The following is a 20,517-nucleotide window of genomic DNA, read 5'->3' on the forward strand; positions in this document are numbered from 1 at the left end:
AGCTAATAACATAAAAAAGCGCGCTCCTTATTTAAAGGAGCGCGCTTTTTGTTGGGGCTAGTTTTTCTGAATTTTAAAGGCTATCTTTATCTATATATAACGTTGCTATAACTTCTCAATAGGGTCATGATTGATATAGATAACGCCTTGCACACGGCAACAGCAGGGCAGGATTTCATCTTCTTCAATCATCGCCAGTGGGTCAAATGGATAGTCGACCGTATGCGAGCTAGCAATACGTTTGACTCGGCAACTACCACAGTAGCCTTCGCGGCATTGATAGTTTACCTCGTGTCCGGTGCGTAGCAGTCCATCTAGCAGACTCTCGTCATCGTGTAGATAGAACTGCTTTTTACTGGTCATTACCCAAGTCATCGTTAATCCTATTGGGATATGTCTGTGCTATTGCTATCCCTACTATTAACCCATAAGACGATTATAGCGGCAGAAATTTTATAGCTTCAAATCTTTACCGCTCAAGCCTTTATCATTCAAAGTCTTTCTAGCTCAAAGCTCTTATAGTTCAGATTTTTATATCTCAAAGCTTTTACAACTCAGCTCTTATAATTCAAAGTCGTCAAAATCACTGTCTGACAAGTCAGAGTCAATCTGACCAACCAAGTACGAGCTAATCTCAGTCTCTTGCGGTGCTACCTGCACATTGTCAGAGGACAACCACGTGTTGATCCACGGGATTGGGTTTGACTTTGAGTTCGGGAACGCCGCTGGCAAGCCGACGGTTTCCATACGCAAGTTAGTGATGTATTCGATATATTGGCACAGAATGTCTTTGTTTAGACCAATCATCGAGCCATCTTTGAACAGATAACCTGCCCATTCTTTTTCTTGCTCAGCAGCCTTGCGGAAAATCTCAATGCTTTCTTCATAGCACTCTGCGGCAATCTCGACCATCTCAGGATCGTCACGACCGTTGCGCATGAGGTTTAGCATGTGCTGTGTACCCGTCAGATGCAGCGCTTCATCACGTGCGATGAGCTTGATGATTTTGGCATTACCTTCCATCAATTACGCTCAGCAAACGCAAACGAGCAAGCAAACGATACATAGAAACGAATGGCTTCTAGGACGTTGACCGCCATGATGCATAGGTACATCTGCTTTTTCAGTGATCTCAAATCAACGGTCACTTGCTCACCATTGATATTGTGCGTACCTGGACCGTACAAGCTATATAGCTGTGAGTTGCGGTACAGCTCATCATAGTACTGAGCGATATCAGAGGCACGGCCTAAGATATGCTCGTTTTGCATAATGTCATCAAAGATAATATTTGGGTCATTGACGATATTACGAATGATATGCGTATAGCTGCGTGAGTGAATAGTCTCAGAGAACGACCATGTCTCGATCCACGTCTCAAGCTCAGGGATAGACACCAGCGGCAGTAGCACCACGTTTGGACTACGACCTTGGATAGAGTCGAGTAGGGTCTGGTATTTGAGGTTGCTCAAAAATATGTGCTGCTCATGCGAGGACAGATTGCTAAAGTCGATACGATCGCGTGATACATCGACTTCTTCTGGACGCCAAAAGAACGATAGCTGCTTTTCAATCAATTGCTCAAAGATAGGATGTTTTTGTTGGTCATAGCGCGCCACGTTGACGGGCTGACCAAAGAACATCGGCTCTTTTAGCGCATTGTTTGGCGTTTGAGAAAAAATCGAGTAAGTCATGGGACTGCCTTTATAATTGATACGGTTATTAATTTATAGGGGTTTGACTGGTTTTGATCTGATACTATGACACGTTTTTGGATTATAGCGTTTTAGCTTAGAGGTTCTCTAGTGATATCTGTGACGACTCTTGCCCATCGTTCATATAGGCTTTGAATATCTCGCTCAGCTCACTATCATCGAGCGCTTCTAATTCATCAAGCGCGCTTTTGCGCAGGGTACTTACATCCGACTCTTCTACTACTTTTGAGTCTTTTTTTAGCCGCTCTTGATGCTGGCTTTTTGGCTGCTTTTGCCGCGCTTTTTTTGGTGACCGTTGTCTTTGGTGCTTCATTCACAACTAACTGCTGACGCACCGCTGCAATATCAACCTCGACTTGTACGATATGCGAGTCACCATCGTTTAGGTCTGAAAATATGTTTGGGATAAACAAACCACCGTCTTTGATGATTGCCGTATATTGCACATGACCTCCGTCGTTTTATTCTGTCTGTATGTTTTCATTATAACAGTAGCCAATCCCGCCTACCGCTTGTATTTGCTTTGCCGCTGGCGTGCAGTCTATCGTGTCTGACCGCATTCCTGTTGTCTCGATACTACGCTCAGTCACAGACCGCATCGCCATCGTCGTCAGCAGGATACCGCTACAGTCGGGGCTAAACGACCGTGTTAGGGCATCGTTCTTTTTCCTTAGTAACTTTTCTGTTTGGGCGTAATCTACAACACTAAGCCAATTTTCGCATTACCAAATTTTTTTTAGCCACTTCAATATCTTCAGGCTTAGGTACAATTTTTTTGGAACATATCTGTATTTACACCAACGTAAATTCTACTACTTATAGTATTTTTTTTACACTTTCAGGTAATTTTGTTTGATTTAGAAAATGATTTCTAATATTTCTTCTAAGCCGGTTATTCTTATAAGATAGTGTATTGTCTATATGTTTATTTCTATCAAAAATAATCATATGACTATTACTGCTTTCTAACCTTTCACCAATTTTTTTCCCACCAAATTTTATCAGAATCTCCAAAAGATAATCCAAAAGCGCAGATTAAATCTGCCTTCTCAATTTTATTTTTAAAATTGAGAATAGAGTCATCACCATTTGCTTCATTACATTTTGATTTCACAATTGATTCTTGAATATCTAAATTTTCATGCAGTTCACTATTAGCGACTTGAGTTAGATCATTCACTCCTAAAATCATTTTGTTATCTACGTACCCGTGGATATGTTGTATACGTTTATTTAAAATATGTCTTAGTTTTTGGTTTGAAAGTTGATGACTTCCTATATCGGAGCCTTTAGTATCTTCTAAAATTTGTTCAACAATATTTGTATAGTTAAATGAGACAATACTTGTAGTCCAAGAGCTATTTTGAAATTTACCTTTAAATTCGATTATTTGTTTCTTGTGTTCAAGAGTCAAATAGTTTTCAGGAGAGTCCAAATCGCGAAAAAATTTCTCACTTTTGATGTTGGATTTGTTGAAGTTAGATTGTATATCTTTCAGATACTTAGATAAGGACAAGATAATATCTTCCATTACCGCATCAAAATCTTCAATACCTTTAAATTCTTTAGTATATTCACCTAATGCTAGTTCTAAGTCTGACCAGTATCCTTCTGTATTTTCACTAATATGATTTTTAAGTTTCATAACTAAATCATGATCACTATGATTTTTGCTATAAACATCGTAAAAGTCCTGATACCTAGTTTTTAACCCAAGATTAATATCAAAGCCATTACCTAAAATAAATAAAATCTTCATGACGAGCCCTAGTTTGCTTTTATAGTTTTAAACGAATAGCGAGCCCAACAAAAAAAGCCAAACCCGCCATCCATCAGAAATTCTATTTAAAGAGCTTCTCTTGCAAACTTAAATCTTACAAGCACCGCCAGCACAATCATCTTCCATATCCGCTTGGGCATCGTTCGCGCCATCACGAGTGTTGTGGTAATACAACGTCTTCACACCCATTTTATAAGCGTTTAGCAAGTCTTTTAGCAATATCTTCATCGGTACACGGCCACCTGCATAACGAACAGGATCGTAGTTGGTATTGGCAGAGATACTTTGATCGACGAACTTCTGCATGATAGCGACCAGCTTTAGGTAACCGTCATTGTTTGGCATTTGCCATAGTAGCTCGTACTGATCTTTTAGCTTATCAATCTCAGGCACGACTTGCTTCAAGATGCCGTCTTTTGACGCTTTGATAGAGACCAGACCACGTGGTGGCTCGATACCGTTGGTCGCGTTGGCGATCTGACTTGAGGTCTCAGAAGGCATCAAGGCGGTTAGGGTAGAGTTGCGTAGACCGTGCTCAGTGATCTCGCCACGTAGCGTTTCCCAGTCTAGATGTAGCGGCTCTTGGCAGATTTTGTCCAAGTCGGCTTTGTACGTGTCAATTGGCAAGATACCTTGTGAGTACGTGGTCTCATTGAACGCAGGCACGCGCCTTGCTCTTTTGCTAATTTGTTTGACGCTTTCAAGAGATAGAACTGTAATGCTTCAAACGTCTGATGGGTCAGACCAAGCGCGCTGTCGTCAGAGTAGCGTGCGCCATTCTTGGCTAAGTAATAAGCATAGTTAATCACGCCCACACCAAGCGTGCGACGACGCATGCTGCCGTTTTGAGCGGCTTTTACCGGATAGTCTTGATAGTCGAGCAGGGCATCAAGCGCACGGACGATTAGCTCAGCTGGCTCTTCGATGTCACTGACGTTTTCGACTTTACCCAAGTTGACCGCTGATAGCGTACAAAGCGCGATTTCGCCTTCTTCGTCATTGATGTTATCCAGTGGTTTGGTCGGTAGTGCAATTTCCATACATAGGTTTGACTGGCGAATCGGGCAACCGTCGCGTCAAATGGGCTATGGGTGTTGCAATGATCGACGTTTTGGATATAGATACGACCTGTGCTGGCGCGCTCTTGCATCATTAGACTGAACAAATCTGCTGCTGGGATTTGACGGCTACGCACGTTAGGATCATTTTCGTACTTGGTGTATAGCTCTTCGAATTTGTCTTGATCTTCAAAGAATGCATCATATAGGCCTGGCGTGTCACCTGGTGAGAATAGCGAGATATCTTGGCCTTTGATTAGGCGCGTGTACATCGTTTTGTTTAACTGTACGCCGTAATCCATATGACGGACACGGTTGTCTTCGACGCCGCGGTTGTTTTTCAGTACCAGTAATGACTCAACTTCTAAATGCCATAGTGGGTAGAAAAGAGTCGCAGCACCGCCACGGACGCCACCTTGTGAGCAGCATTTAACAGCAGTCTGGAATAATTTGTAGAACGGGATACAGCCAGTATGCTGTGCTTCACCGCCACGGATAGGGCTACCAAGGGCGCGGATACGACCTGCGTTAATGCCGATACCAGCACGCTGTGACACATAGCGTACGATGGCGCTGGTGGTCGCGTTGATAGAGTCTAGGCTATCACCACATTCGATCAATACGCACGAGCTAAACTGGCGCGATGGCGTACGCACACCTGACATGATCGGCGTCGGTAGTGAGATTTTGAATTCTGAAGTCGCATCATAGAAACGTTTGACGAAATCAAGACGATCTGACTTGTCGTATTGGCTAAACAGACACATACCAACCAGCATGTACAAGAACTGCGGGCTCTCATAGACAGTCTTGCTCACGCGATCTTGTACTAGATATTTACCAGCCATTTGCTCAACAGCAGCATAAGCAAGATTCATATCGCGCCAGTGATCAAGATACTCTTCTAACTCATCAAATTCAGCACGGCTGTAGTCCGCTAGGATGTGCTGATCGTATTTGCCAGCATCAGTCAAAGTTTTGACATGGTCATATAGGTGCGGCGGGGTGAATTTGTTATAAGCAATCTTACGTAGATGGAAGATAGCCAAACGCGCAGCCAGATATTGATAGTCAGGCGTGGTTTCAGAGATTAGGTCGGCGGCAGACTTGATGATGGTTTCGTGAATGTCACGAGTCTTGATACCTTCATAAAACTGAATGTGCGACTTTAGCTCAACTTGCGACACAGAGACGTTGTCCAATCCATCCGCCGCCCACGCTATTACCTTATGAATTTTGTCTAAATTAATAGGCTCTAAACGTCCATCACGCTTGGTTACTTGGATTTTATCAATATGTGTCATGTTGGCCTCTATTTTGATTGCTTATAGTGATGCTGCGCGCCGAGTGGGCGGCAGACATTCTTTATAACGCTATTATGCTGGGTTGTGCTAGCTGGTTTTTTTTGGACAAAAAGCTACCACTACTCATAGTGACGGTTAAAATCACTGAGTACTACATATAGCGTGTTTGTTAATTGGTAGGCACAATATAGCGGGAAAATTTTGAAAATACTATATTGATTTTAGGATAAAACTATGTTGCTACAAGGTTGTAGGCAGTCCAAATTTTGGCAAAGGACGATGGGATAAGGGTTAGGCGCAAATGAGGTCAATAATAAAATTTTTGTAAAAATATCGTGAGATTTACTTTTCATTCTCTCGGTTATTGTCGACTGATAATGCGAATCATGGCGGCAATAATGCGGGCGCAGATTGTACATCAAACCACAAAAAATCGCCACCCATAACTTATTACCAGCGAGTGACGATTTGGACTAAAAAGGCGTGAAAGTTTTTTTTAGGCCACTTATAAAACAATACGAACCGTTTTTGCATTATCCAGTGAGGCATAAAGCGCATTCACTTGCTCAGCAGCGGTTAGGTATAAATTGACCCGTGCTGAGTGAAAACGACCTGTTTTAGACGGCTTAACTTCGATAGACGCCAAATCAAAATCAGGGAATTGGCTACCCAAAATTAGCTTCACTTCATTAAGCAAACTCTCACGCTCGCCTTCATGACCGATGATGCTCAGTGGGTAGTTCATCGGGAACTCCCAAAGCTCTGGGTTTTGAATATCAGTCTTTTTGCCTACCAATGCGCCCTTATTTGGCGTCAGGTCAGTGACTTTAACTGATGGCTGATTGCTGGTTGGGTTATTTGCGTTGTTGTCGACGTTATCATTGTTATCTTTTGAATCATCACTCATGATATGAGCCTCGCTTATATAGGTAAATAGGAAAAAGTTAATCAGTCATTAGTAGTAAGTAACTAACTAACATTAAGTCATTCGAAAATCGCTGCTTGCTATAGACATTTAGTTAGTTAGACATCTGCTCAAATCATGCCAAAAGCATAACGCCAGAAACTGAGACAGGCTCAGTATGGTCGTAAGTGGCATTTAAATCAGTCAAGCTATAGTCGATTCAGTTTAAAAGTAGTACAAGGCAACCGAGTGTAGATGTAACAGTGATACTTCAAGCGAGGTTAACGCTGTCATACTTTTATAGTGGAATGGCTATATTAGGCAGAGAATATATGCACTGTTTATAGTGGTCTATGGACGATTATTCAAGTGAAGTCTGTATTTAGTCCGTTCCATCTTGAAGTAAGCTAAGTGGCTTTTATTAAAACTGTTAATAGAAGCTATTGCAAATAACCATTGATAGGAGTGATATCAGGCGGAATATCCGTCTCTCCCAATGCTTCTCTTAGATTAATCTCGATGGTGCGTGATAAGGCAGTCAAAGGTAACTGATTAGCCGCCAAGCCAAAAGGTTCTTCTAACTCTTCACTAAGCGCATCCAAACCAAAAAAAGGTATAAGCAATCACTGCACAAATCAACGGGGTCGCCCAACCAAGTGAAGCTACTAGACCAAAGGGCAACATAATGCAGTATAGATAGGTGGTGCGATGTACCAGTAGCATATAAGCAAAGGGCAGTGGTGTGTTATGTATGCGCTCGCAAGCTGCCAGTACAATTGTCATAGAGGTCAGGCGCTCGTCCATGTTTTGTATGACTTGCTCCGATACCATTCCTTGACGTCGAATATCTCCAAGCTGCTTACCCATCAGGCGCATTATATAATCAGGTACGTTTTTTGCTTGGCGCATACGGTCATGATGTATCGCCGCGACAAAAGGCTCGATATCCGCCCAAGGTGGCGTACCACGCAATCGGTGGCGCACAGCATGGGCAAACGCAATGGTCAGATATACCATCGTTCGCTGAGTATCGCGTGCAGTCTCATTGCTATCCTCGCCATCATCTATGGCAGTCGCATTGCCATCATCTATAAAGGACAGTACTTGGCGCGTTAAGCTACGAGAGTCATATACTAGCTGACCCCATAGTCCGCGAGCTTCCCACCAACGCTGGTAACTGGCATTGTTTCGAAACCCAAGAAACAACGATAAGGCAATCCCGAGCAAGGTAAACGTTGCCATACCATAATAAGGAAACGAGTCAGGCATCCAGTGCTGAATAATCGTGATGAGCGTACTAAGAATAGTAATCAGCAAAATTTGCGGATAAATTTTTGGAATGATTGATCCACGTAGAGTGAAAAATATCTTAAGGGCATTGGGCGTTTGCCGGACAATCATGTCAGTTTCCTAGCGATGGGGTATATGGAGACACTATTCAATGTCTCGTGTGATTCTAATATAGAAACGAAATTTGTAAAGGGTGTTTTGCAATTAGGGAGGTGGTAACATTTCAATAAGATTCAATAGCATTCTTTATAATCAGGTAGTTGTATAACAGTGAAAATAAAAAAATGTGGAAAACTGTTAAAACCACTTTAGCCAATTAATAGCAAAAAGGGTATTATTCTAAAGGAACAAACTAATTTCGGTAGCTTTATTAACATTATTAGGTCGGATGAGTTTGCAATAAACACATTAAGATATTTTGAGTAGCGTGTATTTAAATTAATCATATATAAGGATATAAACATGGCAAATTGGTCAGAGGGTTACATTAGCGATATCGATTATACTTACGGCTATTATCCAGAACTTAGCCCTAATAATGTCAAAATCCCTTTCTTGATGTCAGGACTTGAAGTACCAAAATTCAATACGGCATGTGAACTTGGCTTTGGTCAAGGAGTATCAATCAATACACATTCCGCTGCATCGGATGTCCAATGGTATGGCACTGATTTTAATCCTTCACAAGCAAGCTTTGCTAAAGAATTATCTGATACTTCAGGCAGTAACACCCATATCTATGATCAGTCTTTCAGTGACTTTTGTAATCGTGATGACCTACCGGATTTTGACTTTATCGGTTTACATGGTATCTGGTCTTGGGTGTCTAACGAAAACCGTGGCATTATTGCCGACTTTATTCGCCGTAAACTAAAAGTTGGTGGGGTACTATATATTAGCTACAATACTTTACCAGGTTGGGCTGCAGCTTCTCCTATACGCCATATGCTAACAGAGCATGACCATATGCATGGTAGCCGTGGTAAAAGTATTAGCAGACGTGTCGAAGATTCTATCAAGTTTACGCAAGAGCTTCTTGAGCTTAGTCAGCCTTTAGTACAACAAGTCCCCTCTATTCCACAACGCTTAGAAAACATTAGTAAGCAAAACCCTAATTATTTGGCTCACGAATACTTTAACCGTGATTGGCAACCTATGTACTTTTCTGAAATGGCAGATTGGTTATCACCCACCAAGACCAGTTTTGCTTGTTCAGCCAGCTTTTTAGAAGATTATAGCCCTTGCAGCTATACCAATGAACAAAGCGAGTTTCTCAAAAGTGTCGATGATCCCATGTTTGAACAAAGTATCAAAGATTATATGCATAACAAACAGTTTCGCCGCGATTACTGGGTAAAAGGAGCACGAAAAATCTCCAGTGCTAAGTTAGAAATGACGTGGTACCAATTGCGTTTTATGTTGATTACTAGTGAACAAGACATTCAATACGAGCTGAACAGTGCAGTTGGTAATGTCTCTCTAAACAAAGACATTTATAAGCAAGTTGTCGGTCTCTTAAATGATTATAAGATACATCAAGTAGCTGATTTGCAAAAAAAATTGCCTGATGATTTTAAACAAAGTTGGTTATTCGAGTCTTTGGCTATCTTACACAGTCAAGGGGCAATTGTTCTTGTCCAAGATGATAATGTGATAAAAGAGGTCCAAGAACAGTGTAAGAAGCTTAATGCATATATTATGCAGCAAAGTCTTGTGAGTCCTGAATTGACAGCGCTGGCTAGCCCACTAACAGGGACTGCTTTAACATTTGGAAGATTCCCGCTTATTTTCTTGCATGCTTATATTCAAGGTAAAAACAAACAGGCAGACTGGGTAGATTATGCGTGGCAAGCGCTTAAGAAAAATAACCAGTTATTACTCAAAGATGGAAATACACTTCAAGCAGAAAAAGATAACATCGATGAATTGTATAAAATGGCTGATAACTTCGAAAAATACACCCTTCCTTTGGTGAAAAGATTAAAAATCGTCGAATAATAAGTGAAGTTGTGCTCTCATTTATGTGAAGGATTATGCTTTTCATTACATTGAGGTATGAAGCTATTCTCAACAATGTATATAAGCAGATGGTCTTATCAGAACGTCGAGCGCTCTTTAGAAGAGGGCTCGTTTAGTTAGATATGTTCAATCAAATTCTAAACTTTAAATTCAGATAGCATCGTACTGAAGGGAGTCACTAGGGCAGCGTTCATAGCAGAACCATTAATCAGAATAGCAGCGAGTTCTGGATCTACCTCTTTCTTTTTTCCTTCTCTTTGGTCCAGTTAGGCCATCTAATAAAATAATTCTCTGAATTTCTGGATCTAGCGCACCCTTAATGTAAATTTGTGCCTTAATTAGCAATCTTTCCCAAAGGCTCTCGCACCCTGCTGTTCTAGCCCCTGTATCTAAAATTATCGAGGGAGGTGATCTGAAATTTATAGCTAAAGGAGTTAAATGCTCGCCAAAAGGGCGATGTTTTTATTAATCCACTTTATGTATGTTAAAATGACGCCAAATATCACTTCTTAACTCCATAAAAGCTGTCACCACAAAGATGAATACGCCACCCTAGCTAACCCTCTTCTCAGTAATGATTGCTTCCTATAGCAATTACTCTTATAAAGCGTCTGACGCTTTTTCTTGTGCGCACGCACTGCTTTAACGTTTGTATCACTATTCAATATATCTAGTGGATCATAAAGATTACACCACTAAAAGTACGTTATAACGATAACTCGCTAACTATGATCGTTCACATTTTTATATTTGTCATTTGATAGGTAATGAGCAAAGTACCTAGATAGCAAAGGGTCTAAATATAGATATGCCTAGATAGAAATGTGTCAGACTTTTCATGTGAGCTGATTTTTAACTACTTTTTAGATGCTTTCCAATTAAATGTTTTCCAAATAATGATTAGATACCTCGTTTATTGACAGACTAAAGCAGTTACCCAAACTGAGTTAAATACGTTAAATACAATTAAAGAGCATTGGCTATCCAATGTGAGAGGCGATGTCTTGGCTGGCATGGTCGTCGCTTCGGCGCTTATTCCTGAAGCGATTGCGTTTTCTATCATTGCTGGTGTCGATCCCCAAGTAGGGCTTTATGCCTCATTTTGTATCGCAGTAGTGATTGCGTTTGTCGGTGGTCGTCCAGCGATGATTTCGGCGGCGACTGGTGCGATGGCGTTACTGATGGTGACGCTGGTCAAAGACTATGGCTTGCAGTATTTGTTGGCAGCCAGTGTGCTGACAGGTGTTATACAGATTATCTTTGGTTTCTTAAAGCTGGGTAATCTGATGAAATATGTATCGCAATCCATAGTGCTAGGCTTTATCAATGCCTTGGCTATTTTGATTTTTATGTCGCAGGTTCCTGAGCTGATGCCGCAGGCAGGTTCAAACCTAGTACATGTTTATGGTCTTGTAGCGCTAGGTCTAGTCATTATCTATGGCTATCCATATATTCCAAAGATCGGTAAAGTGATTCCATCGCCATTGGTCAGTATTGTACAGGTCACGCTATAGCCATCTTATTAGGTGCAGAGGCTCGAACCATCAACGATATGGGTCAGCTACCTGACACTCTGCCGATGTTTTTGATACCTGATATCCCGTTGAACTTAGATACATTGATTATTATTTTTCCGTATTCTATCAGTTTGGCGATAGTGGGCTTACTTGAGTCTATGATGACCATGACAATCGTAGATGATTTGACCGATACCAAAGGTGACCGTACGCAAGAGTGTAAAGGCCAAGGTATTGCCAATGTGGTTAGTAGCTTTTTTGGCGGGATGGCAGGCTGTGCAATGATTGGTCAGTCGATCATCAACGTAAAATCAGGCGGTTATACACGTCTTTCTACTCTAGTAGCAGGCGTGTTTTTATTATTGATGGTGGTGTTTTTAAGTGATTGGTTAAAGATTATTCCAATGGCCGCATTGGTCGCTGTGATGATTATGGTGTCTATCGGTACTTTTAACTGGGGTTCATTTAAAGAGCTAAAAACTAAGCCGCTGCAAAGTAATGTGGTCATGATTACGACCGTTGCTGTGGTGGTCGCAACGCACAACTTGGCCTATGGCGTATTGATTGGTGTATTGCTGTCAGCATTGTTCTTTGCCAATAAGATTGAGCGCTATATGAGCGTGCATAGTCACATGGATGAAGCAGCGCAAACGCGTTATTATCGAGTTGATGGACAAGTGTTTTTTTCATCAGCAGAGCGTATGATTGATTCCTTTGATATTAAAGAGTCTGTCTCTAAAGTAGTCATTGACGTGTCGCGCGCGCATTTTTGGGACGTGACAGCAGTCGCCGCCATAGATAAAGTCATCATTAAATTTCGCCGTGAAGGCACTGAAGTAGAGCTCATCGGTTTGAACGAGGCGAGCCAAGCGATGATAGACAATTTCGGTGTGCATGATAAGCCAGATGCTGAGCAAAGTTTAGGCGCGCATTAATTTAGCTACGTATTAATAGTATTATACTGATAAGGATAAAAAAAGCTGAGTGTACCTTGGCTTTTTTTTATGCAAATTAAAAACTGATTAGAAGACTATATTCTTTTATGGATAAAGTTTTTACAAGCTAATAGGATGGCAGAAGAGAAGGAATAGCTAGAAGGGAAGAAGTACTGGTTTGGATGATGCGGTATGAAGATAGTTAATCGTTATATTGAAATATCTAGATGTTATGTAGTAAAACAAAGTAGCTTTAAAGATCATGAGAAATTTTTAAAGCTTCAACAGCTCTTTTTCAACTTCATTGAGAAATGCTTCGATGTTAGCTTCATGACGCTGATAAAACGTCCATTGTCCATGGCGTTCGGACGTAACCAATCCTGCTTTTTTTAACACACCCATATAGTTTGAAATGGTTGATTGCGACAATCCAGCTTTTTCTTGAATGTAGCTGACGCATACACCATCCAGATTAGCATGCTCTGGTAATGACGCTGGGAAGTTTGATCTGTCCTTCAACCACTTTATGATTTGACGACGCATGGGGTTGTTAAGTGCAGATATTATGTTTTCTGTATTCATAAAATGTGTGATATCGATACCTAGTTAATAATCAACAACTGTCAGAGTAGAACATTAGATTTTTAGCTTACTCATTATGGGTCTAGACACCAAAGAGATGTAGATTCTATTTACCGCCAATGTGTCAACCATATATAAATAAACGGCTACTAGTAGAATACTGCTTATAACTAGCGTTTGTATTCTGACTATACGTTTCTATAACAGTAGAGTATACAGCCAAAACTAGATTAATTATGACAGTTGTACTGTCTAGTCATCGGAATATTGTCGAATAGTAACAATATATGACGAGTAAAAAAAGATTGTTTCAAACCGTATTTAATACTAAAGGTTGTTACGACTGACTTATTAAATACACGTTAGTTCTTTGCCAAACCAGCAGTAAAATAGTATTAGAAAGCTTCTGACATGACAAGGGCGTGTTGAATATTCAATACGCCCTTAATGCTTTATGTTCTTAAATTTTATTAACTTTTTTTCTTAATCTGGTTAGCTTCGCGGCAGAGTGCCAGGAAGCTTAATAAACATAGTCGTGATATTTTAGCTTTTTAGAAATGCCTCAATTTTTGGTTTAATAGTCATAGAAACAATGACCATTAACGTCAATCCTACTGGTAATGCAACTAGAAACCCTTCTAACCAACCATTTAAAAATGCTGTTTGATTGGCAAAACCAATCGTCTTTGAGGCAGTACTAAAGGCCAACATAGACTCCATTATGCAAGCCATTAATATGCCTGTGATGAGATTGCGCTTGTACGCTTTGGTATTAGGTAGCTTGTGATTAATAAATTTTTTTGACCAGACCCATCAGTAAGAAGCCAATCGGCATAATCGCATACGCTGCAAGTAGCGCTCTAGACCAGTCTATAAAAAATGTATCGGAATATCCGACATTCATATAAGTCATCACACCTGTTAAGAGATCACCTATGACCGTCATTAAGGCAAGTATTAATAACACTTTGTAGAGCAACGGTGTTTTTTTTAGTGCCATCATTATTAACGCCACTATTTTTATTGGCATCAATGAGCAGGGTCTCGGTATTTGACGGCATAGTATTTGGAGCCATAGTCATTTTCCTATCATCATAAAGAGCGTTTAATTAGTCGGTGTTTTTTTCTGCCTGTCGATCGCTTACAGATTGATCTTCTGCAACACCTGCTTTCCAGTAAGAAAAGGCATATAGCTCATCCTTAGACCACTGTTGCTCGACCTTTAGGTAATGACGAAGGGCTTTGACAGATGAGAATTCGCTAGCGATATAAGCAAAACGGCTCTGCTCTGCAGTTGGCAAATCGAGAGATTTTACTGTGTCGATTAATTGACTGCCTTGCGTTGGATTTGGGTTATGTAACCATGTCATGGTGATATTGGCTGCTGTGGACAACTCTTGTTCATCTTCTACACCGTGTACTTCGATGATGCATTGACCAGTCGCGCTGGCAGGCAAGGTTTCTAGTATTGAGCCGAGCACAGGTATCGCTGTGGCATCGCCAATCAGTAGAAAATTATCTGCATCGGGATAAAGCGCTTTGGTTTTAGGCTTCATTAAGATACCAATCTCGTCGCCAACCTCAGCATGAGTAGCCCAACCTGAAGCAGGCGCCTTGTCACCATGAGCGACAAAATCAATCCAAATCTGTTGTTTTGCTACCTCAGCGCCGCGGTGAGTATAAGTGCGGACAATGAAAGTAGTATTGTCACTTAGGTCAATTGGCTGAGCTTTATCGACAGGAATAAGTACTTTATTGTTTGCACCAACTGTCATAGTCGCGATATTGGCAATAGTATCTGCTTGGCCTGTGAGGTATATACGGATGTAGTGCGGAGTAATCATTTGCTTGTGAGCAACGGTCATGATTTCACGCACTGGTTTCTGATTTATGGTGTTATTCATACGGATCTGTCCTTACTTATTTATCGGTAGTCTTGCTGTTGCTAACGTTGTCTATCATGGTGCGACTGACACGGAAGAATAACGCAAGCTCTACGAGGCTTAAATCTTTCGTTAATTGCTGTCTTGTCCATTCTTCTGCTGCATCAAGCTTTGTCATAACTTCTTCGCCTTTAGAGGTCAGCTGTAGTAATTGGCTGCGACCATCAAGCGGGTTATCTGTCTTCAAGATTAGCTCAGCCGCCAAAAGGTCATTTAAGGCACGAGTGATTTGCGCTTTGTCTCGCTGCATATGTTTAGAGATAGATAGCGCAGTGCTATTGGGGTTATAACAGACACCTTTTAACGTTCTAATATTAGTCACGGACAACTCCACACCTTGCTGACGAATACCTTCTAGCAGCAGGTTGGTATAGGTATGCATCAATTGATGTAGTGTTTCACTCAATGAATTGTTAGACATAAAAACTCTTTGATATAGTTGATAGAAGCAACTATATAGAATAAGGTTGATAGTGTCAACTATAAAGTGATTTTTGAAGAATAGTCTGTGTCTATAATTAGATAATTCTTAATGAAAGAAGGTAGTAGAAGGTAAAGAAAATAGGGATATATTGAACGAGGAGCTCTCGGATTAAAGGGATTTATGACTAGGAGGCTATGCAATTAAAGATCTCTGTAATTAAAAAGCTTTGTAATTAACAAACACTGTGATTAATAAGTTATAGAATTAAAAAGCACGCACAAAAAAAGCTGAGATATACTCAGCTTTTTTATTTTTAGCAACTATCTGAAACCTATTAGCTAGGCTCAATATTTTTCTGAAAATTTAGTCATTTTCAAGGAAAGAGCGCAAGTGCTCAGAACGTGATGGATGACGCAATTTACGCAATGCTTTTGCCTCAATCTGACGAATACGCTCACGCGTTACATCGAACTGTTTACCGACTTCTTCTAGAGTATGATCCGTTGGCATATCGATACCGAAACGCATTTTTAGGACACGCGCTTCACGCTCAGTCAGGTTACCCAATACATCACGCGTCGCTTCTTGCAGACCAGCAGCTGTTGCATCATCGACAGGGCTTGAGATCGTACCATCTTCGATGAAATCACCTAGGTGCGAATCTTCGTCATCACCGATAGGGGTTTCCATAGAGATAGGTTCTTTAGCAATCTTCAGCACTTTACGGACTTTAACTTCGTCCATCTCTAAGCGTTCGCCTAATTCCTCAGGTGTTGGCTCGCGACCCATTTCCTGTAGCAACTGACGTGAAACACGGTTGATTTTGTTGATCGTCTCAATCATATGCACAGGGATACGAATGGTGCGCGCTTGGTCAGCGATAGAACGAGTAATCGCCTGACGAATCCACCATGTGGCGTACGTCGAGAACTTATAACCACGGCGATATTCGAACTTATCAACGGCTTTCATCAGACCGATGTTACCTTCTTGGATAAGGTCCAAGAACTGTAGGCCACGGTTAGTATATTTCTTCGCAATAGAGATAACCAGACGTAGGTTAGCTTCGACCATTTCTTTTTTCGCGCGGCGCGCTTTTGCTTCACCAACAGCCATACGACGTGCCACATCTTTCATATCATGGATTTTCATGTCGAGCTGTTGCTCGTAATCACGAATACGACGTTGTAATAAAATCACATCATCAGTGACTTTTTCTAGCGTACCAGCAAATGCAGGCTTACCTTTGATACGTTCAATCAACCAATCAACGTTGGTTTCATTGCTAGGGAAGGTCTTACGGAACTCTTCACGCGGCATACGACCACGACGAATCACCAAACGCATGATTTGACGCTCTTGCTTACGCACGTCGTCATAGACGTCATGCATGATAGCCATGACTTGGTCTGACAAGCGATTGTTTAGCTTTAACATCATAAAGCGTTCAGCAAGTAGGGCATACGCGGTATCAGCCTGTACGCTACCACGGCCATAATCTAGCAATGCTTGCTTGGCTTTGATAAATAGATGCTCGATCTCTTCTAGACGCAAACGAACCTCTTCTGGGTCAAGACCGCTGGTTTCTTCTTCAGCTTCGTCTTCAACGTCATCTTCGTCTTCGTCATCATCATCAAGCGCCGCTGCTTTCGCATTGACCTTGGCTTTGATAACCGGTGGGTTTTCTTTTTCTTCTTTGATGCGTTCACGCTCTTCTTTCGCTGCTTCTTTTGCTTCTTGGGCTGCGATTTTATCTTCTTCGGTTTCAGGATCTAAGAAACCAGTGATGACGTCAGATAGCTTTTTTTCGCCGTCCTGTACTTTTTGATACTCGTCAAGGACAAACTGTACGGTACCAGGCCAGTAAGACATGGCATGCTGCACATCACGAATACCTTCTTCGATACGCTTAGCAATGGCAATCTCACCTTCGCGAGTTAGTAGGTCAACCGTACCCATTTCACGCATATACATACGTACAGGATCAGTGGTACGACCAGGCTCAGTTTCAACAGAGGCGAGTACTGCCGCTGCCTCATCTGCTGCCATATCATCATCACTTGAATCATCGTTCATCAAGATGTCATCGGCATCAGGAGCTGATTCAAAGATTTTGATACCGACATCGGTCAGCATTTGCACAATGTCTTCGATCTGATCGCTTTCGGTAATAGAGTCGGGCAGCTGGTCATTCACCTCAGCGTAGGTAAGATACCCTTGCTCTTTGCCCATTTGGATTAAGGTGGCCAGTTGAGATGTGGACTTAGAAACTGACTTATCGTTCATAAATACTCGCTTACTTGCATCGGACATTTTTATATTGTGACTCGCTATCGCTCGCTCTTTGCGTTGATCTTATCAATCGATTGATCAAAATATGGCGTAGAGGTTGTCAATAATATCAAAAATGAGTTGATATGAATAAAGGCTCAAAACACTACAATAACAATGCTGAAAAACAGCTAAAAATCAGAAAAGCTAAAAAGACTTCAATATGGTACTTAAAAAAAATACAGTACTTAAAAAAATAGTATCTAAAAGCTGATACGTAAAATAATACCTAAAATTTGTGCTTAACGATGCATGCTCACAATCATTCACCAAGCAGTGCTGTCAATATACAGCGACACAGTTTAACACAGACCACAGTCGTCAAGCACGAGCTAGTGATAGCTACCGACCATTTTTTTACTGATTATTTGCCATCAGCTAAATGATTTGGGAGCGACTCATGCTACTGGGCATAATCATTAGTAGTGGGGGCAGCTGCTAGACTTTTAAAGGGTCAACATTTGAAATTAAACATTAAGACTGCACAGTGACCATCTGGCAGATTGCTCTGCCTGCTGTGCGCGTAGCCAATCATTTAATAATTGGGTTTGTTTACGGACGATCGCAAGCTTAATATGATCAGGGTTCTGTATCAGCTCTTGTATTTTTTTTCTTCATATTGCGCTCAAGCAGCTGGCTGACTAGCTCTTCGATCAGGCCATCAAGCCCCAAAATATTGCGCGCAGTTAGCGCTTTATAAAAGCCGCCCCAATTACGGCTCAGCATCTCTTGGGTCGCAGGCTTCACATTTGATAAGATAAAATGCGCTGCTGCGTTGGCATCTTTTGGCAAATAATTAAGACAGCGTTTGATAGTGCTCACGATGTCAAGCAGAGCCACGTCTTGCAGGTCTTCCCAAGCAAGCGGACGCAGCGTATCGGCTGAAGCCTTTTGTTTGATATGCGCAGGTAGGTGTAAGCCATTAATACCAGACTGTTGCCAAATCGAATCAATAGGGTCGTCGATTAACGCGCGCGGCTGAAACAAAAAGCAAAGCTGCAATTGCTGACTGATGGTCATATCACCATCAAAATCCAGCAGCGCATCTTTAGCCTCGACATTCTGACTGCGTTTACCGCCAAGCTTTTGATAAACGTCATTGTTGAGCAAATAGCGAAAGCTACTGCCTTTGGGCAAGGCGGTCGTCAATGATCGTACTTGGGACATAAGCTTGGCTTTGCCTTCAGCCAGACTCATGTCATAACGTTCACTCAAATACGCAAAAATATACTGTGATAGCGGCATGGCATTAGCGATTTGCTCACGCATGGCATCGCTGCCCTGACTCTTAATAAAAGTATCAGGATCATGATTGTTAGGCAGGGTTAAAAACCGCAGTTCTTTATCATCGGCTAGTACAGGCAGGGCAACTTCAAGTGTACGCCAAGCGGCTTTTTGTCCTGCGCTATCTCCATCAAAGCTCAAAGTAAGCGTTGGATTGAGTGTCAGTAACCGCGATATTTGGCTTTCATTAATCGCTGTACCCATCGAGCAATTGCCCCATAGATACCCGCTTGATAAAGAGCGATCACATCCATATAGCCTTCGACCACTAGCCAGCTATCTGCGCGCTGCTGACGTGATTCATAATAGCCGTATAGTACATGCTGCTTATGAAAGACGGGTGAGTCTGAGGAGTTGATATATTTAGGCTTTACTTCGTCATCAAGCGCTCGACCGCCGAAACCAATAGTGCGGCCTTGGTTATCACGAATTGGAAGATGACTCGGTCTCGCAATAGATCGTAGTCGCGGCCAGACTCTGACTGACGTACCAATCCTAAGGCTTTTAGTCCTTCAATATCCTGCGGAAATTGATGCTCAAGATGCTGCCAACCAAATGGCGCATAGCCAAGACCAAAGGTCTCAAAGATGTCTTCAGTGATACCGCGCGATAAAAAGTAGTGCTTGGCATGGGGGTGCGTGATCAGATTGTGCTGATAGAACTGCTGGATTTGCTCTAGCAGCTCATATAGGTTGCCATCTTTATCATCGCTTTGCTCAATGCCATGAGCGTCCTGCATACCAGCGCCAGTATCCGTATCTGTCAGCCATGCTGGTGGATAGCCACTGTCATCTGCATGGTTTGGCGTATACGGCTCTGAGGAATACGAGTCCATCGAGTAGGAGGCTGAATCATACGCCTCTAATGGTGGAAAGTTCTCATAGCCCTGATTGTCATCATAACTGGCTGATCGATGTAATTTTGGTCACTTTGGACGACATTATTTTGATGACTGTCTTGATAAATGCCTTGACGATTATTTTGATGATTGTCTTTATTTGTACCGTCTTGGCTTACTTTGCTATGTTCTACAGTTGGGCTAGGCACATTGTGAACTGGTGGCGGTGCAATAGGTTTGGGTGCGCGACGTTGATAACTAACGTTTTGCTGTTCTTCTTTCGGTACTTCAATGCCTGTTTGCTTTGATAGTTCATTAACAGCTTCAATAAATGTCAAATTTTCATAATCACGCAAAAAAACTGATGGCATTGCCACCGACGCTACAGCCAAAGCAGTGATAGATGTTTTTTTGTGGATTGACATAAAAGGAAGGCGATTTTTCACCATGAAAAGGGCAGCAGCTTTATATTCACTACCAGCCCGTTTAAGCGTGGTGTGTTTGCCAATGATGCTGATCAGGTCAGCTTGGCTATTTAGTTGTTCAAGAATATGGTTAGGAATGCTCATACAAAAAAACAGTTTACCATAGGT

The 20,517-nt window shown here is 41.6% G+C and carries 15 protein-coding genes and 4 pseudogenes; 2 read left to right on the forward strand and 17 right to left on the reverse strand.

Going from position 1 to position 20,517, the window contains the following annotated elements; translation table 11 throughout:
• Positions 1 to 105 precede the first annotated feature (105 nt).
• The 9 genes and pseudogenes from yfaE to TT11_RS02040 form a co-directional block, all read right to left on the reverse strand.
• Positions 106 to 375 carry a class I ribonucleotide reductase maintenance protein YfaE gene (yfaE, locus tag TT11_RS02000; protein WP_101205363.1) on the reverse strand — a complete coding sequence of 90 codons (270 nt, stop codon included), beginning with the start codon at positions 373 to 375 and terminating at the stop codon, positions 106 to 108.
• 186 nt (positions 376 to 561) lie between these two features.
• Positions 562 to 1,694 (reverse strand): annotated as a pseudogene (nrdB, locus tag TT11_RS02005) (class Ia ribonucleoside-diphosphate reductase subunit beta).
• A gap of 197 nt (positions 1,695 to 1,891) precedes the next feature.
• Positions 1,892 to 2,161 (reverse strand): hypothetical protein, encoded by a 270-nt coding sequence (locus TT11_RS02010; RefSeq protein WP_261868906.1) that lies wholly within the window; start codon positions 2,159 to 2,161, stop codon positions 1,892 to 1,894.
• Between the two features lie 15 nt (positions 2,162 to 2,176).
• Positions 2,177 to 2,314 carry a hypothetical protein gene (locus tag TT11_RS02015; RefSeq protein WP_261868907.1) on the reverse strand — a complete coding sequence of 46 codons (138 nt, stop codon included), beginning with the start codon at positions 2,312 to 2,314 and terminating at the stop codon, positions 2,177 to 2,179.
• Between the two features lie 374 nt (positions 2,315 to 2,688).
• Complete coding sequence (locus TT11_RS02020; RefSeq protein WP_261868908.1) at positions 2,689 to 3,474, reverse strand: bacteriophage abortive infection AbiH family protein; 786 nt, start codon at positions 3,472 to 3,474, stop codon at positions 2,689 to 2,691.
• A gap of 108 nt (positions 3,475 to 3,582) precedes the next feature.
• Positions 3,583 to 5,857: pseudogene (gene nrdA, locus TT11_RS02025) on the reverse strand (class 1a ribonucleoside-diphosphate reductase subunit alpha).
• A 505-nt stretch (positions 5,858 to 6,362) separates the two neighbouring features.
• Positions 6,363 to 6,653: a YbeD family protein gene (locus tag TT11_RS02030; RefSeq protein ID WP_057762424.1), complete on the reverse strand. Its 291-nt coding sequence runs from the start codon at positions 6,651 to 6,653 to the stop codon at positions 6,363 to 6,365.
• Positions 6,654 to 7,201: 548 nt separating this feature from the next.
• Positions 7,202 to 7,363, reverse strand: coding sequence for a bestrophin family ion channel (locus tag TT11_RS02035; RefSeq protein ID WP_261868910.1), 162 nt, complete (start codon positions 7,361 to 7,363; stop codon positions 7,202 to 7,204).
• A complete protein-coding gene (locus tag TT11_RS02040) occupies positions 7,350 to 8,162 on the reverse strand; it encodes a bestrophin family protein (protein ID WP_261868911.1) in 813 nt (270 codons plus the stop codon). The genes TT11_RS02035 and TT11_RS02040 overlap by 14 nt, the downstream gene beginning before the upstream one ends.
• A 351-nt stretch (positions 8,163 to 8,513) precedes the next feature.
• Between TT11_RS02040 and TT11_RS02045 the strand changes: the two genes are divergently transcribed.
• The gene (locus tag TT11_RS02045) at positions 8,514 to 10,049 is read left to right on the forward strand and encodes a class I SAM-dependent methyltransferase (RefSeq protein ID WP_261868912.1); all 1,536 of its coding nucleotides are present in this window, start codon (positions 8,514 to 8,516) and stop codon (positions 10,047 to 10,049) included.
• 1,034 nt (positions 10,050 to 11,083) lie between these two features.
• A pseudogene (locus tag TT11_RS02050) lies at positions 11,084 to 12,522 on the forward strand (SulP family inorganic anion transporter).
• Between the two features lie 273 nt (positions 12,523 to 12,795).
• On the opposite strand, the gene TT11_RS02055 reads toward TT11_RS02050, so the two are convergent.
• The 8 genes and pseudogenes from TT11_RS02055 to TT11_RS16855 form a co-directional block, all read right to left on the reverse strand.
• On the reverse strand, positions 12,796 to 13,104 hold the full coding sequence (locus TT11_RS02055) for a helix-turn-helix transcriptional regulator (protein ID WP_101204781.1): 309 nt from the start codon (positions 13,102 to 13,104) through the stop codon (positions 12,796 to 12,798).
• Positions 13,105 to 13,647: 543 nt separating this feature from the next.
• A complete protein-coding gene (locus tag TT11_RS02060) occupies positions 13,648 to 13,836 on the reverse strand; it encodes a DUF2798 domain-containing protein (RefSeq protein ID WP_261868913.1) in 189 nt (62 codons plus the stop codon).
• Between the two features lie 55 nt (positions 13,837 to 13,891).
• Positions 13,892 to 14,104 carry a DUF2798 domain-containing protein gene (locus tag TT11_RS16850; protein WP_370587750.1) on the reverse strand — a complete coding sequence of 71 codons (213 nt, stop codon included), beginning with the start codon at positions 14,102 to 14,104 and terminating at the stop codon, positions 13,892 to 13,894.
• On the reverse strand, positions 14,034 to 14,180 hold the full coding sequence (locus tag TT11_RS02065; protein ID WP_261868914.1) for a hypothetical protein: 147 nt from the start codon (positions 14,178 to 14,180) through the stop codon (positions 14,034 to 14,036). Before TT11_RS02065 ends, TT11_RS16850 begins: the two co-directional genes overlap by 71 nt.
• A 33-nt stretch (positions 14,181 to 14,213) precedes the next feature.
• Positions 14,214 to 15,008: a siderophore-interacting protein gene (locus TT11_RS02070; protein WP_261868915.1), complete on the reverse strand. Its 795-nt coding sequence runs from the start codon at positions 15,006 to 15,008 to the stop codon at positions 14,214 to 14,216.
• 16 nt (positions 15,009 to 15,024) lie between these two features.
• Positions 15,025 to 15,468 (reverse strand): MarR family winged helix-turn-helix transcriptional regulator, encoded by a 444-nt coding sequence (locus TT11_RS02075; RefSeq protein WP_261868916.1) that lies wholly within the window; start codon positions 15,466 to 15,468, stop codon positions 15,025 to 15,027.
• Positions 15,469 to 15,834: 366 nt separating this feature from the next.
• Positions 15,835 to 17,757: an RNA polymerase sigma factor RpoD gene (gene rpoD, locus TT11_RS02080; protein ID WP_191115137.1), complete on the reverse strand. Its 1,923-nt coding sequence runs from the start codon at positions 17,755 to 17,757 to the stop codon at positions 15,835 to 15,837.
• 512 nt (positions 17,758 to 18,269) lie between these two features.
• A pseudogene (locus TT11_RS16855) lies at positions 18,270 to 20,493 on the reverse strand (DNA primase).
• Between the last annotated feature and the right edge of the window lie 24 nt (positions 20,494 to 20,517).

It is taken from the genome of Psychrobacter sp. JCM 18901 (assembly GCF_000586435.1).
Lineage (GTDB): Bacteria > Pseudomonadota > Gammaproteobacteria > Pseudomonadales > Moraxellaceae > Psychrobacter.